This is a genomic window from Actinomadura violacea (assembly GCF_017573465.1).
In the GTDB taxonomy this organism is placed as follows: Bacteria; Actinomycetota; Actinomycetes; order Streptosporangiales; family Streptosporangiaceae; genus Spirillospora; species Spirillospora violacea.
Genome location: NZ_JAGEPF010000019.1, coordinates 1 through 13,323, shown reverse-complemented (window position 1 = coordinate 13,323; position 13,323 = coordinate 1). Strand labels below are relative to the sequence as shown.

At 74.7% G+C, this 13,323-nt stretch carries 12 protein-coding genes; 5 read left to right on the top strand and 7 right to left on the bottom strand.

The genetic code is table 11. The annotated features are described in order from the left end of the window. Positions 1–27 precede the first annotated feature (27 nt). Complete coding sequence (locus J4709_RS55820) at positions 28–921, bottom strand: DsbA family protein (RefSeq protein ID WP_208245362.1); 894 nt, start codon at positions 919–921, stop codon at positions 28–30. 81 nt (positions 922–1,002) lie between these two features. On the opposite strand from J4709_RS55820, the gene J4709_RS29825 reads away from it, so the two are divergent. Beyond that, positions 1,003–1,947, top strand: a complete 945-nt coding sequence (locus J4709_RS29825) for a bifunctional adenosylcobinamide kinase/adenosylcobinamide-phosphate guanylyltransferase (protein WP_208245360.1) — start codon at positions 1,003–1,005, stop codon at positions 1,945–1,947. Continuing rightward, a complete protein-coding gene (locus tag J4709_RS29820; RefSeq protein ID WP_307801646.1) occupies positions 1,944–2,714 on the top strand; it encodes an adenosylcobinamide-GDP ribazoletransferase in 771 nt (256 codons plus the stop codon). Before J4709_RS29825 ends, J4709_RS29820 begins: the two co-directional genes overlap by 4 nt. On the opposite strand, the gene J4709_RS29815 is transcribed toward J4709_RS29820, so the two are convergent. From J4709_RS29815 to J4709_RS55815, 6 genes are read right to left on the bottom strand one after another with little or no spacing between them, the layout of a single operon-like run. Continuing rightward, entirely contained in the window at positions 2,704–5,385 is a 2,682-nt protein-coding gene (locus J4709_RS29815) for a fumarate reductase/succinate dehydrogenase flavoprotein subunit (RefSeq protein WP_208245359.1), read from the bottom strand. The two genes, J4709_RS29820 and J4709_RS29815, sit on opposite strands and share 11 nt — an antisense overlap. Continuing rightward, entirely contained in the window at positions 5,385–6,101 is a 717-nt protein-coding gene (locus J4709_RS29810) for an ABC transporter ATP-binding protein (RefSeq protein ID WP_208245357.1), read from the bottom strand. The genes J4709_RS29815 and J4709_RS29810 overlap by 1 nt, the downstream gene beginning before the upstream one ends. Further along, positions 6,098–6,874, bottom strand: coding sequence for an ABC transporter permease (locus J4709_RS29805; RefSeq protein WP_208245346.1), 777 nt, complete (start codon positions 6,872–6,874; stop codon positions 6,098–6,100). Before J4709_RS29805 ends, J4709_RS29810 begins: the two co-directional genes overlap by 4 nt. Then, positions 6,871–8,310, bottom strand: coding sequence for an ABC transporter substrate-binding protein (locus J4709_RS29800; protein WP_232384219.1), 1,440 nt, complete (start codon positions 8,308–8,310; stop codon positions 6,871–6,873). Before J4709_RS29800 ends, J4709_RS29805 begins: the two co-directional genes overlap by 4 nt. Positions 8,311–8,321: 11 nt before the next feature. After that, a complete protein-coding gene (locus J4709_RS29795; protein WP_151593689.1) occupies positions 8,322–8,549 on the bottom strand; it encodes a 4Fe-4S dicluster domain-containing protein in 228 nt (75 codons plus the stop codon). A gap of 46 nt (positions 8,550–8,595) precedes the next feature. Continuing rightward, positions 8,596–9,363 carry a GntR family transcriptional regulator gene (locus J4709_RS55815; protein WP_208245344.1) on the bottom strand — a complete coding sequence of 256 codons (768 nt, stop codon included), beginning with the start codon at positions 9,361–9,363 and terminating at the stop codon, positions 8,596–8,598. Positions 9,364–9,619: 256 nt separating this feature from the next. On the opposite strand from J4709_RS55815, the gene J4709_RS29785 reads away from it, so the two are divergent. From J4709_RS29785 to J4709_RS29775, 3 genes are all read left to right on the top strand, one after another. Then, positions 9,620–11,152, top strand: a complete 1,533-nt coding sequence (locus tag J4709_RS29785; protein ID WP_208245343.1) for a leucyl aminopeptidase — start codon at positions 9,620–9,622, stop codon at positions 11,150–11,152. Between the two features lie 139 nt (positions 11,153–11,291). Continuing rightward, positions 11,292–12,686, top strand: a complete 1,395-nt coding sequence (gene lpdA / locus J4709_RS29780) for a dihydrolipoyl dehydrogenase (RefSeq protein WP_208245340.1) — start codon at positions 11,292–11,294, stop codon at positions 12,684–12,686. Positions 12,687–12,727: 41 nt separating this feature from the next. Beyond that, a partial coding sequence (locus tag J4709_RS29775) for a biotin/lipoyl-containing protein (RefSeq protein WP_208245338.1) occupies positions 12,728–13,323 on the top strand: 596 nt, incomplete at its 3' end.

The window sequence follows — 13,323 nt, the reverse complement described above, 5'->3', positions numbered from 1 at the left end:
CGTCGCGGGTGAGACTAGCCGTTCCGGTCAGGAGGCGGCCTCGATGGCGCGCCGCAGGGCGTCCGGGGTCTGGACGTCGGACGAGGCGAGCAGCCTGCCGTTCACGCGCACGGACGGCGTCCCCTGGATCCCGGACGAGATGTAGGACTGGCTGACGCTCGCCACGTCCGAGGCGTACCGCCGGCCGCTGACGCACTTCTTGAAGTCGTCCCCGGTGAGGCCGAGCGGCGCGGCCCAGGCGAGCAGGTCCGAGGTGGCGTATCCCTCGGTGCTCTCGGACGGCTGGTGCGCGTACAGGGCGTCCTGGTAGGACAGCCAGCGCGCCCCCTCGCGGACGCAGCGCAGCGCGGACGCGGCCCGCACCGAGTTGCCGTGCTGCGGCTCGCGGCCCGCGCCGAAGATGACCATCGGGTGGAACACGACCTTGGCCTCGCCCGCCACGGCCACCTGCTTGAGCATCGGGTCGTTGCTCCGGTCGAAGTTGCCGCAGGGCGGGCAGGAGAAGTCCTCGTAGATGTCGACGACCGGGGACGTGACGCCGGGCCTGGCCATGGTGAGGCTTCCGTCGGGGTTCGGGACCGCCTCCGCGCCGCCGGCGATCTTGCCGGCCTGCAGGCTCGTGCCGTCCGATCCGCCGCCGTCCCCGCCGTCCTTGCCCCGGGTGAGCAGGACGACGGCCGCGACCGCGACGAGGACCACCGCCAGGCCGCCGCCGATCAGCGCGATCAGCAGGCCGGGGCCGCGGCGGGGCGGGGGCGGCGGGCCGGGCTGCCAGGGCTGCGCGCCGGGCGGCATCGCGCCGGCGCCCGGTGGCATGGCGCCCGGCGGCATGGGGCCGGGGGCGTTCGGCGGCACGGGAGGGGGTCCGTAGGGCGGCTGCGGCCCCTGGCCGGGCCAGGGCGGGGTCGGGGGGTTGCCCACCGGGGGTCTCTCCTTCTGCCGGGAGGTGGTGATCCTTCCAGGTGAGCGTATACAGGCGGGCCCGTAGAGTTTCGGACCGTTATGGACATCGAACTCCGCGGTATCGCCGCGCCGGGCGGCTGGCCCGCGGACGGCTGCCGCTGCGCGTCCTGCGGGCGGCTCCGCGCCGCCGGGGTGCGGCACGAACCGGCCAATGTGCTCCTCGACGGCGTTCCCGTGGACGATCTTCCGTTCACGGAGGTCCCGGGCGGGCGCGACGTGACGGCTCCCGGCGGGGGCCGGGCGCTGATGGCGTCCGGGCCGGGCGCCAAGCCGGAACCCGTGCCCGGCGTGGGATACGACGCCGTCCTTCTCGACCTGGCGGGCTCCCCCGAACATCTCGGTCACCTGCGCCGTGCCGGCGCTGTGACGGCCGGAACGCGCGTCATCGCCGTCCACGTGGACCATCGGATGACGTCCACGGCGGAGCTGGAACGGCGCATGTCGTTCTGGCTGCTGCCGCAGGACGGCCCGTTCCGGACACTGCTCCTGGGCGGCTCGCGGTCGGGCAAGTCGGCGGAGGCCGAGCTGCGGCTCGCGGGCTCCCCCGACGTCCTCTACGTGGCGACGGGCCCGGTCCGCGACGACGACCCGGAGTGGAGCGCGCGGGTCGAGGCGCACCGGCACCGCCGTCCGGCCTGGTGGCGGACGGCCGAGACGACCGATCTGGCGGACGTGCTGGCATCGGCGTCCGGGGCCGTCCTGGTCGACGGGATCGGGACGTGGCTGGCCGCGGCGATGGACGAGGCGGGCGCCTGGGACGACCCGCCGCGCGTGCTGCCCGCCCTGGACGCGCTGGTCGAGGCGTGGCGCGGCACCGCGGCGCGGGTGGTCGCGGTGTCGGACGAGGTGGGGCTGTCGCTGGTGCCGGCGACGCCGTCGGGGCGGGCGTTCCGCGACATGCTCGGGCTGGTCAACCAGCGGCTCGCCGCCGAGTCGGAGGAGGCGGCGCTGGTGGTGGCGGGCCGCGTCGCGGAGCTGCCGTGAGGGCCGCCGGGGCTGGGCTGCGGCTGGCCGTGACGCTGCTGACGATCGTGCCGCTGCGCACGCCCGAGGTGGGCCGGGACACGGGCCGCGCGGCGATGCTGGCGGCGCCGCTCGTCGGTCTGATCACCGGCGGGGCGGCGGCGCTCGTGCTGCTGCTGGGCGAGGCACTGGACCTGTCCGGGCTGCTCGCCGCCGCGCTCGCGGTCGGTGCGGCGGCGGTGCTCACCCGCGCGCTGCACCTGGACGGCCTCGCCGACCTCGCCGACGGCCTGGGCAGCGGCCGGCCCGCCGCCGACGCGCTCGCGATCATGAAGCGGTCGGACATCGGCCCGTTCGGCGTGGTGACGCTGCTGCTCGTCGTGCTGGTCCAGGTCGCGGCGCTGGCGTCGGCGCCGCACGCCGCGGTCGCCGCGCTGATCGCCGGGGTGACGGGCCGGCTGGCGCTGCCGTGGGCGTGCCGGGAGGGCGTCCCGGCGGCCCGCCCGGGCGGGCTCGGGGCGCTGGTCGCGGGCACCGTCCCGGCGCGCGGCGCGCTCGTCGCGACCGCGGCGGTCCTGGCCGCCGCCGGGGCCGCCGGAGCGGCGTCCGGCGGCCTCGGCGGCGCCCTGCACGGGCTCGCGGCGGTCGCGATCGGCGTGGCCGCCGCGCTGCTGATGCTCCGGCACGCCGTCCGGCGGCTCGGCGGCGTCACCGGCGACGTCCTCGGCGCGCTCGTGGAGATCGCCACGACCGCCGCCCTCCTCGCCCTGGCGGCCGTCAGGGGCTGAGGGCCCGGCGGGCGTAGGCGCGGACGTCGGCGTCCGGGTCGGACCTGGCCGCGCTCAGCGCCTCGATCGTCTCGGCGGTGCGCGGCTGCGCCGACAGCGCGATCACGGCGGCCTTGCGGACGTCGAGGTGCGGGTCGTCCAGCGCCTTGACCAGCGGGACGGACGCGGCCTCCGGATCGGCCCCGGCGAGGCCCCGCGCGGCGCCGGCGCGGACCTGCCACGCCGGGTAGTGCAGCGCCGCGGCCGCCGCGGCGTCCAGCGGCGGCGGGCAGCCGACGCCCGCGAGCGCCTCGAACGCGGCGGCGCGGACGAGGTCGTCGGCGTCCTCGACGAGGCGGCCGAGGGCACCGGACGCCGCCGGGTCGCCGATCGTGCCGAGCCCGTGCGCGACGGCGATCCGCACTTCGCGGGACGCGTCGCCGGCCGCCCGCGCGACCCCGTCCGCCGCGTCGTGCGCGACCAGCCCGCGGACGGCCTGGAGCCGGACGCGGTGGTCGGGGTCGCCGAGCGCGCCGGCGAACACGCCGGTGCCGCCGAGGCGGAGCGCGCGCAGGACGTCCAGGACCGCGGCCCGCACCTGCGCGTCCGGGACGTCCAGGGCGCCGCTCAGCGCGTCCCGGACGTCCCCGGTGGCCGGCAGCACCTCCACGAGTTCGCGCAGCGCCGTCGCGGCGGCGTGCCGCACCGAACCGTGCGAGTCGCGGAGCGCGGTGGCGAGGGCGCCGGCGACGCCGTCCGGGGCGACCTCGGTGAGGGTGGCGACGGCGGCGCGCCGCACCTTCGGGTCGGGATCGGACAGGTAGGCGGCGACCGCGCCGACGTCCGGTTCGGTCTCGGCGAGCCGCTGCAGCTCCAGGAGCCGCGGGGACCGTCCGACCGCGGGCGCCGGACGGGTCCCCGCGGCCGGGCGGGCCGCGACCGCGACCCGCGCGGCGGACGCCGCGGCGAGCACCTGCGGCTCGGCGCCCTCCGGGACGGTGAACTCCTCGACCGGCACCAGGTAGGGCGCGACCGGCCGCTTGACGAACTCCATCGCGCCGTCGTCGCGGCGCCGCAGGTTGAGGTGGAACATCCACTCGGCGTCGTCGCGTTCGGGCAGGTCGGCGCGGTCGTGGTAGAGGCCCCAGCGGCTCTCGGTGCGGGTGAGGGACGACCGGGCGGCCATCTCGGCGCAGTCGCGGATGAACGTGACCTCGGCGCAGCGCATCAGCTCGTGCGGGGTCCGCGCGCCCATCGCGGCGATCTCGGTCTCCATCCGCGTGAACGTCTCGACGGCGATGTCGAGCCTGGTCCGCGTCTTCGGCGGCGCGACGTAGTCGTTGACGAACCGGCGCAGCTTGTACTCGACCTGCGGCTGCGGCGGGCCGCCGGGGTTGCGCAGCGGCCGGTAGATCAGCTCGTGCGCGGCCCGGATCTGGTCCTCCGGCAGCGCGCCGGGCGTGCCGAGATGCGCGGACGCGTGCGCGCCCGCGAGGTCGCCGAACACGAACGCGCCGATCATGTAGTTGTGCGGCACGCACGCGAGGTCGCCCGCCGCGTACAGGCCGGGGACGGTCGTGCGGGCGTTCTCGTCGACCCAGACGCCGGACGCCGAGTGCCCGCCGCACAGCCCGATCTCGGAGATGTGCATCTCCACGTCGTGGGTGCGGTAGTCGTGGCCGCGGCCCGCGTGGAACGTGCCGCGGGTCGGCCGCTCGGTGCTGTGCAGGATGCCTTCGAGGGCGGTCAGCGTCTCGTCCGGCAGGTGCGTGAGCTTGAGGTAGATCGGCCCGCGCGCCGAGTCGATCTCCCGTTTGACCTCGGACATCATCTGCCCGGACCAGTAGTCGCAGTCGACGAACCGGGTGCCCTCGGCGTTCACCTGGTAGCCGCCGAACGGGTTGGCGACGTAGGCGCAGGCGGGCCCGTTGTAGTCCTTGATCAGCGGGTTGATCTGGAAGCACTCGATGCCGCTCAGCTCGGCGCCCGCGTGGTAGGCCATCGCGTACCCGTCGCCCGCGTTGGTCGGGTTCTCGTACGTCCCGTACAGGTAGCCGGACGCGGGCAGGCCGAGCCGTCCGCACGCGCCGGTCGCGAGGATCACCGCGCCGGCCGACACGGTGACGAACTCGCCGCCGCGGGTGTCGAACCCGACCGCGCCCACCGCCCGGCCACCGGACGTCAGGACGCGCACCGGCATCACGCGGTTCTCGATCGTCACCTTCTCCCGGATGGACCGCTGCCGCAGCACCCGGTACAGCACCTTCTTGACGTCCTTGCCCTCCGGCATCGGCAGCACGTAGGAACCGGACCGGTGGACGCGCCGCACCGCGTACTCGCCGTGCTCGTCCTTCTCGAACTTCACGCCGTACTTCTCGAGCCGCTTCACCATCGCGAACCCGCGCGTGGCGGTCTGGTGGACGGTCCGCTGGTTCACGATGCCGTCGTTGGCGCGGGTGATCTCGGCGACGTAGTCCTCCGGCGTCGCCTTGCCCGGGATGACCGCGTTGTTCACGCCGTCCATGCCCATGGCGAGGGCGCCGGAGTGCCGGACGTGCGCCTTCTCCAGCAGCAGCACGGACGCGCCGTGCTCGGCCGCGGTGATCGCGGCCATCGTCCCGGCGGTGCCGCCGCCGATCACCAGCACGTCGGCGCTCAGCTCGCGCCGCTCGGTCGCGGCGGGGATCTCCATCACACGGTCTCCTTGGTGTCGGTGCGCGCCCCGAGCGCCGCCAGGACCTCGTCGCGGGAGGCGCCGGCGGGGAACCGCGCCGTGACGCCGCCGGTCCCGAGGACGGCGATCCGGTGGCCGATCAGCAGCGCCTCGTCCACGTCGTGGGTGACGAACACGACGGTCGCGGGCGCGTCGGCGATGACGTCGAGGAGCAGCCGCTGCATGCTCGCGCGGGTCTGCGCGTCGAGCGCGCCGAACGGCTCGTCCATGAGGATCGCGCGGGGCCCGGCGGCGAGCGTGCGGGCGAGCTGGACGCGCTGGCGCATCCCGCCGGACAGCTCGCGCGGCAGCCGCCCCGCGGCGTCGCCGAGGCCGACCCGCTCCAGCCAGCGGTCCGCGGCCGCGCGCCGCTCCGCCCGCCGGACGCCGCGCAGCGACAGCGCCAGCTCGACGTTGCGGCGCGCGGTCCGCCACGGCAGCAGCGCGTCGTCCTGGAACATCAGGGCGCGGTCCGCGGACGGCCCGGTGACGGGCTCCCCGCCGGCGAGGACGCGCCCGGACGCGGCGGGCAGCAGCCCGGCGAACGCGCGCAGCAGCGTGGACTTCCCGCACCCGGACGGCCCCAGCACGGCGAGGACCTCGCCTGCCTCGGCGGTCAGGTCGAGGCCGGTGACGACGGCCCGGCCGCCATAGCCGAGCGCGACGTCCTCGGCCCGCAGTTCGAGCCCGGTCATGAGCGGTCCTCCCTCGGCAGCCAGCGCGTCAGCCTGCGGCCCGCCAGCTCCACGGCGGCGGAGGTGAGGTAGCCGAGCAGCCCGATGGTGGCCATCCCGACGAGCACGCCGGGGTAGTCGACGATCGTGTACGCCTGCCAGGTGCGGTAGCCGACGCCGAAGTCGCCGGAGATCATCTCGGCGGAGATCACGCAGATCCACGCGACGCCCATCCCGATGGACAGGCCGCCGAACACGCCGGGCAGGATCCCCGGCAGCACGACCTGGAGCAGCACCCGGGCCCGGCTGCCGCCGAGCGTCCGGACGGCGTCCTCCCACACGACCGGCAGCGCCTTCACCGCGTGCCGGGTGCCGACCAGGACGGGGAAGAACGCGGCGGCGAAGGTGATGAACACGATGCCCTGCTCGTTCGCGGGGAACAGCAGGATCGCGACCGGCACCAGCGCGATCGCCGGGATCGGCCGGGCGACCTCGAACAGCGGCTGCAGCAGGTCGCCCGCCCAGCGGGACCGGGCGGTGGCGACGCCCGCCGCGACGCCGAGGACGGCGGCGAGCGCGAACCCGGTGAGGATGCGGACGAGGCTCTGCGCGACGTCCTGCCAGTACTGGCCGTGCCCGGCCTGCCGGCCGAACTCGTGCAGCACGTCCGCCGGGCCGGGGAACCGGTCGAACCGGACCCACAGCCGGACGTTCGCGGCGGTCAGCACCTGCCACACCGCGAGCGCGGCCAGGAGGGACGCGGCCCGGACGGGCCAGCGGAGCAGGCGGCTCACGCGTTCTTCACCGCCTCGCCATAGGTGACGGCCTTGGCGCCGGAGTGGGACGCGATGTACTTCCGCGCGCCCTCGTCCGTCGCGAACGGCTTGAACCGCTGGTCCGCCTTGGCGGATGGGTCCTCGACCCACACGTCCTTGTCGGCGAACCAGCGGGTGCCGGTCGTGGCGTCGGGGATGTAGACGGCCCTGAGCCGCTTGCCCTCCCCCTGTAGCGCGCGCACGTTCTTCAGCAGGCAGACGGGGTCGGCCACAGGGCGCGTCTTGTTATCGCCCTCAATCCACACCTCGCCCGCGGTCTTCGGGTCGTCCACCTTGGTCTTGCACACCTCGTCCGTCCCGGTGATGGCGGCGGGGTTCGCGGTGGACGCGGCGTCGTGGTCATAGGAGACGCCGTACGCCTTCCTGATGTAGGAGTCGTTGATGAAGGGCCCGACGTCCAAGGGCGTCTGGATGACCCCGATCGACTTCAGGAACGGGACGTCGTGCACGAACGCGTCCTTGAGTCCCTGCTTGATGGTCGTGTCGAACGTGGCGACGCCGCCCGCGCCGTTGTAGAGGTACACGGTCTCGGCGGGCAGCCCGGTCGTGGACGCCACCGATTCGGCCGCCTCCAAGGGGTGCTGGTGCAGGTAGTTCGTCGCGTCGATCTGCGCGCGCAGGAACGCGTCCAGCACCTTGCCGTTCTTCTCGGCGAACTGGTTGCGCACCACCACGCCGTGGAAGGTCGGCACGTCAAGCTGGCCGCCGTCATAGAGCAGCCGAGCCTGCCCCTTGTTCACCAGGAGGCCCGGCCATGCGACGAACTGGGCGAACGCCGCCGCGCTGCCCGACTGCAGCGCCGACGCGCCCACCGTGGGCTGCTGGTTCTCGACCTTGACGTCCTTGGCCGGATCGAGGCCGTACTCGCGGGCCGCCTGGACGAACGTGCCGTGCCCGGCCGAGCCGACGCTCGTCGAGACCGTCTCGCCCTTGAGGTCGCGCAGCGTCCGCGCCTTCGAGCCCGGCGCGACGACCACGCCGTTCAGCGACCCGCGCATGTTGTAGCCGGTCACCGACACCCACGAGGTCTTCGCGTCGCCGCCCTGCGCCTGCGCCCGCGACCCGTTGATCAGCAGCGGGTAGTCGCCCATCGAACCGATGTCGATCTTCCCGGCGAGCATCTGCGCGGTGATCGGCGCACCCGTGTCGTAGTCGCGCCACACGACCGAGTACTTCTCGCCGTCCTGCTTCCCGAGGGCCTTCAGCCGCTTCTCGAAGTAGCCGAGCGAGCGCAGCAGCGTCCCGGCGGTGACGGTGTTGATGGTCTTGGACTGGTACCCCACGACGATCCGCCCCGAGCCGCCGCCGTCGGCGGCGTTCCCGGCGACGGTGCAGCCGGCCAGGAGCGGGACGAGGGCGGCGCCCGCCGCGAGGGTCGTCTTCATCGGGTTCATCGGTCGGGTCCTCATCGCAGCAGGTACGGCATGTCGATGGTCACGGCCCCGGTCGGGCAGCGGTCGGCGCACGGCCCGCAGTACCAGCACTCGTCCACGTGCATGTACGCCTTGCCGGTCTCCGGGTGGACGGCCAGGGCGTCCAGCGGGCAGACGTCGATGCACAGCGTGCAGCCGTCGATGCAGAGCGCCTCGTCCACCGTCACGGGGACGTCGGCGCGGTTCTCCACGAGGGACATGCGTTCCTCCAGGGGGTGCGGGGCTGGGGCGGGGCCGGGGAAGGGCTCAGGCGCGGTTCATGGAGCCGCTCATCGTGATCCGGTCGCCGCGGAAGCGGATGAACTCCAGGTCCACGGGGCGCCCGTCCGACAGGTGGGTGAGGCGTTCGAGCATCAGCAGGGCGGCGCCGCGCGGCGCGTCGAGGGTGGCGGCGGAGTGCGGGTCGGCGTTGACCGCCTCCAGCGTCACCTCGGCGCGGCCGAGCGGCCGGCCGGCGATGCGTTCGAGCAGGACGAAGATGTCGTTGCGGACCAGGTCCTCGGCCAGCAGCGGCTCGCCGAGGTCGCGCGGGATGTAGGTGAGGTCGAGCGAGAGCGGCAGCCCGTTCAGCCGCCGGATCCGCTCGATGTAGACGACCTGCTCCCCCGCGGGCAGCCGCAGCCGGGAGGCGACCTCGCGGGACGGGGTGAGCAGCCCCGTCATGCGGACCTCGTTGGCGACCTCGCCGTGCTCGCGCAGCGTCTCGGCGAGGCCGAGCAGCCGCTCCAGGCCGTGCGGGTACTTCTCGGCGACCGCGTGCGTGCCGACGCCGGGACAGCGCTCGATGAGCCCCTCGGCGCGCAGCAGGGCGAGGGCCTCCCGGACGGTGTTGCGGGACGCGCCGAACTCGCGGGCGAGCTCGGCCTCGGCGGGCAGCGCGCCGCTGCGCAGGTCGCCGTAGAGCACCTGGCGGCGCAGCACGTCCGCGACCTGCCGGGCCCGCTCGGCGCGCGGCCGGCGGGGGTCGGCGGGCGCCGGCGGGACCGCCGTGCGGGTGTCGTCTCTCCTGGTCACGGCAATAACCTACTAAATCGATGGGAATAGGTGAATAGAACGGCCGCTACGCCACCCCGAAAATCCGCGGCACCCCCGTGACCTGCACCGACGCGCCGCGCACCGGGCGTCCCGCCACCCGCACGCCGGGGCCCGGCCACCCCCGCCGCACGGCCGGGCCGGCCGGACCCCCGGCCCGCACGCCGGTCGATCTTCGTGCGGCGCCACCGCCCGGACCGCGATCACGGCAGGCAGCGGCAAGGTTCCGGCCCCGGCAATGCTTGATCCAAAAGGGCGAAACCGGTCACCGGGAGGACTAACATCGGACTACGTGACGAGCATCGGACTTGACAGCGCAGACCTGGCCGGCCTCGACGTCGACGCCATCGTGATCGGAGCCGTCCCGGCGGACGCGGGGGCCGCGCCCGCCGCCGGCGCCGAGGACCTCGACCGCGCCCTGGACGGGAGGCTCGCCGCGGCCCTCGGCGCCCTCGGCGCCACCGGCAAGCCCGGCGAGATCATCAAGGTGCCCACGCTCGGCGCCGTCACCGCCCCGGTGGTCGTCGCCGCCGGCCTGGGCGAGGACCCCACCGCCGAGGACCTGCGCCGCGCCGCCGGCGCCGCCGTCCGCGCGCTGGCCGGCTCCGGGAAGGTCGCCGTCGCGCTGCCCGCCGCGGACGCCGCCGAGGCCGAGGCCGTCGCGCTCGGCGCGCTGCTCGGCGCCTACTCCTTCGACTCCTACCGCACCGGCGACGGGCACAAGAGCCCGGTCGCCGAGATCCGGCTCGCCGCCCCCGCCGCCACCGACGTCGCCGTGGAGCGCGCCCGCGTGCTGGCCGACGCGGTCAACCTGGTCCGCGACCTGGTCAACACCCCGCCGTCCGACCTCACCCCCGAGGACCTGGCCAACGAGGCCGAGCGGGTCGCCCGCGAGAGCGGCCTCGGCATCGAGGTCCTCGACGAGAAGGCGCTGGTCGACGGCGGCTACGGCGGCCTCACCGGCGTCGGGCAGGGCTCGGTGAACCCGCCCCGCCTCGTCCGGCTCGCCTACTCCCACCCCGAGGCGTCCAAGACGCTCGCGCTGGTCGGCAAGGGCATCACCTTCGACTCCGGCGGCCTGTCGCTGAAGCCGGCCGGCTCCATGGACTGGATGAAGTCCGACATGGGCGGCGCCGCCGCCGTCCTCGGCGCCCTCGCCGCGATCGCCGAGCTGGCCCCGAAGGTCAACGTGGTCGGCTACATGGCCATCGCCGAGAACATGCCGAGCGGCAGCGCCCAGCGCCCCTCCGACGTGCTGCGCATCTACGGCGGCAAGACCGTCGAGGTCCTCAACACCGACGCCGAGGGCCGCCTCGTGCTCGCCGACGCGCTGGTCCGCTCCGGCGAGGACTCCCCCGACCTGGTCGTGGACGTGGCGACGCTGACCGGCGCGCAGCTGGTCGCGCTCGGCACCCGCACCACCGGGGTCATGGCCAACGACGACGGCGTCCGTGAGAAGGTGGTGGCGGCGGCCGAGCGCGCCGGGGAGGCGTCCTGGGGCATGCCGCTGCCGGCCGAGCTGCGCAAGGGGCTCGACTCGTCGGTCGCCGACATCGCCAACATCAGCGGCGACCGCTGGGGCGGCATGCTGGTCGCGGGCGTCTTCCTCCGCGAGTTCGTGCCGGACGGCGTGAAGTGGGCGCACCTCGACATCGCCGGCCCCTCGTTCCAGCAGGGCGAGGCCTACGGCTACACCCCGAAGGGCGGCACCGGCGCGGCGACCCGCACGCTCGTGCAGATCGCCGAGGACCTCGCCTCCGGGGCCCTGTAGGGATTGCACGGGGGCCGCCCGGAGGCGGCCGGAACAGGACACAATAGATTTTCTCGTGGCGGTGGGGGCCGTTGCAGGTCCGCCCCGCCCGAGGGCGCCGCGGGCCGCGCGGCGCCGTCTCCGGGAAAGGGAGCGTCCAGTGGCGAACAACGGCCCCTACGACATCGTGGTCCTGGGTGCCGGCAGCGGCGGGTACGCGTGCGCGCTGCGCGCCGCCGAACTCGGCAGGTCGGTCGCGCTGGTCGAGCGCGACGAGTCGCTCGGCGGGACGTGCCTCAACCGGGGCTGCATCCCCACCAAGGCGCTGCTGCACGCGGCCGAGGTGGCGGACCAGACCCGCGAGGCGGCGAGGTTCGGCGTCAAGGCGGTCTTCGAGGGCATCGACGTCGCCGGCGTCAACGCCTACAAGGACAAGGTCGTCTCCACGACCGTCAAGGGCCTCACCGGGCTGATCAAGTCGCGCGGCATCGAGGTCGTGCACGGCGAGGGCCGCCTCGCCGGCCCGACGACCGTCGAGGTCCGCACGCCCGGCGGCGAGGTGCGCTCGCTCGAGGCCCAGCACATCGTGCTCGGCACCGGGTCCGCGCCGAAGTCGCTGCCCGGCCTGGAGATCGACGGCGAGCGCGTCATCTCCAGCGACCACGCGCTGCGGCTCGAGCACGTCCCCGGCTCGGTGGTCATCCTCGGCGGCGGCGTCATCGGCGTCGAGTTCGCCAGCGTGTGGCGCTCGTTCGGCGCCGAGGTCACCATCGTCGAGGCGCTGCCGCACCTGCTGCCGCTGGAGGAGGAGTCCAGCTCCAAGCGGCTCGAGCGGGCGTTCCGCAAGCGCGGCATCAAGTTCGAGCTCGGCACCCGGTTCGAGAGCGCCAAGACCACGCAGGGCGGCATCTCCGTCACCCTGGAGGGCGGCAAGGTCGTCGACGCCGAGCTGCTGCTCGTCGCGGTCGGCCGCGGTCCGGTGTCCGACGGCATCGGCCTCGCCGAGGCCGGCGTCGAAATGGAGCGCGGCTACGTCAAGGTCGACGAGTACTGCCGCACCAGCGTCCCCACCATCTCGGCGGTCGGCGACCTGGTCGCCACCCCGCAGCTGGCCCACGTCGGCTTCGCCGAGGGCATCCTCGTCGCCGAGCGGCTCGGCGGGCTCGCCCCCGCGCCGATCGACTACGACGGCGTGCCGCGCATCACCTACTCCGATCCCGAGGTCGCCTCGGTGGGCATCACCTCCGCGGTGGCCCGCGAGCGCGGGCACGAGATCAACGAGGTCACCTACGACCTGGCCGGCAACCCCAAGAGCAAGATCCTGGGCACGCAGGGCGAGGTCAAGGTGATCGCGGCCGTGGACGGCCCCGTCCTCGGCCTGCACATGGTCGGCGCGCGCGTCGGCGAGCTGATCGCCGAGGGCCAGCTCATCTACAACTGGGAGGCCCTCCCGAGCGAGGTCGCCCAGCTGATCCACCCCCACCCGACCCAGTCCGAGGCGGTCGGCGAGGCGCACCTGGCGCTCGCCGGCAAGCCGCTGCACGTGCACGGCTGAACAACCGCGCACAGTATTTCTCTAAGGAGTCGCTGAGAGCCATGCCGGTCTCCGTCACTATGCCCCAGCTCGGCGAGAGCGTCACCGAGGGCACCGTCACCCGCTGGTTGAAGAAGGAGGGTGAGCGCGTCGAGACCGACGAGCCGCTTCTCGAAGTGTCGACCGACAAGGTCGACACCGAGATCCCCTCGCCCGCGTCGGGCATCCTGACCAGCATCACCGTCGCCGAGGACGAGACCGTCGAGGTCGGCGCGGAACTGGCCGTCATCGGCGACGAGGGCGACGCCCCGTCCCCGGCGCCGGCACAGGAGCAGGCGCCCGCGCAGGAGGCCCCCGCGCAGGAGCAGGCTCCGGCGCAGCCCGAGCCGCAGCAGGAGGCCCCGCAGCAGCAGGCCCAGCAGCAGGCGCCGCCGCCGGCGGCGTGGCCGCCGCCCGCGCAGCAGCAGCCCGCCGCTCCGCCGGCCCCCGCGCCCGCGCCGCAGCAGCCGGCCGCCCCGGCTCCGGCCCCGGCGTCCCAGCAGCCCGCCGCCCCGGCGCAGGACACCGCGCCCGGTGAGGGCCCGTACGTGACGCCGCTGGTGCGCAAGCTCGCGGCCGAGCACGACGTGGACCTGTCCAGCGTGAAGGGCACCGCGAG

What these genes read in the sequence shown, in the direction of transcription:
- J4709_RS29800 (WP_232384219.1), bottom strand. Translation starts at nt 8,310, where the DNA reads ATGAACCCGATGAAGACGACCCTCGCGGCGGGCGCCGCCCTCGTCCCG.
- J4709_RS29785 (WP_208245343.1), top strand. Translation starts at nt 9,620, where the DNA reads ATGCTTGATCCAAAAGGGCGAAACCGGTCACCGGGAGGACTAACATCG.
- J4709_RS29795 (WP_151593689.1), bottom strand. Translation starts at nt 8,549, where the DNA reads ATGTCCCTCGTGGAGAACCGCGCCGACGTCCCCGTGACGGTGGACGAG.
- J4709_RS29815 (WP_208245359.1), bottom strand. Translation starts at nt 5,385, where the DNA reads ATGGAGATCCCCGCCGCGACCGAGCGGCGCGAGCTGAGCGCCGACGTG.
- J4709_RS29810 (WP_208245357.1), bottom strand. Translation starts at nt 6,101, where the DNA reads ATGACCGGGCTCGAACTGCGGGCCGAGGACGTCGCGCTCGGCTATGGC.
- J4709_RS29825 (WP_208245360.1), top strand. Translation starts at nt 1,003, where the DNA reads ATGGACATCGAACTCCGCGGTATCGCCGCGCCGGGCGGCTGGCCCGCG.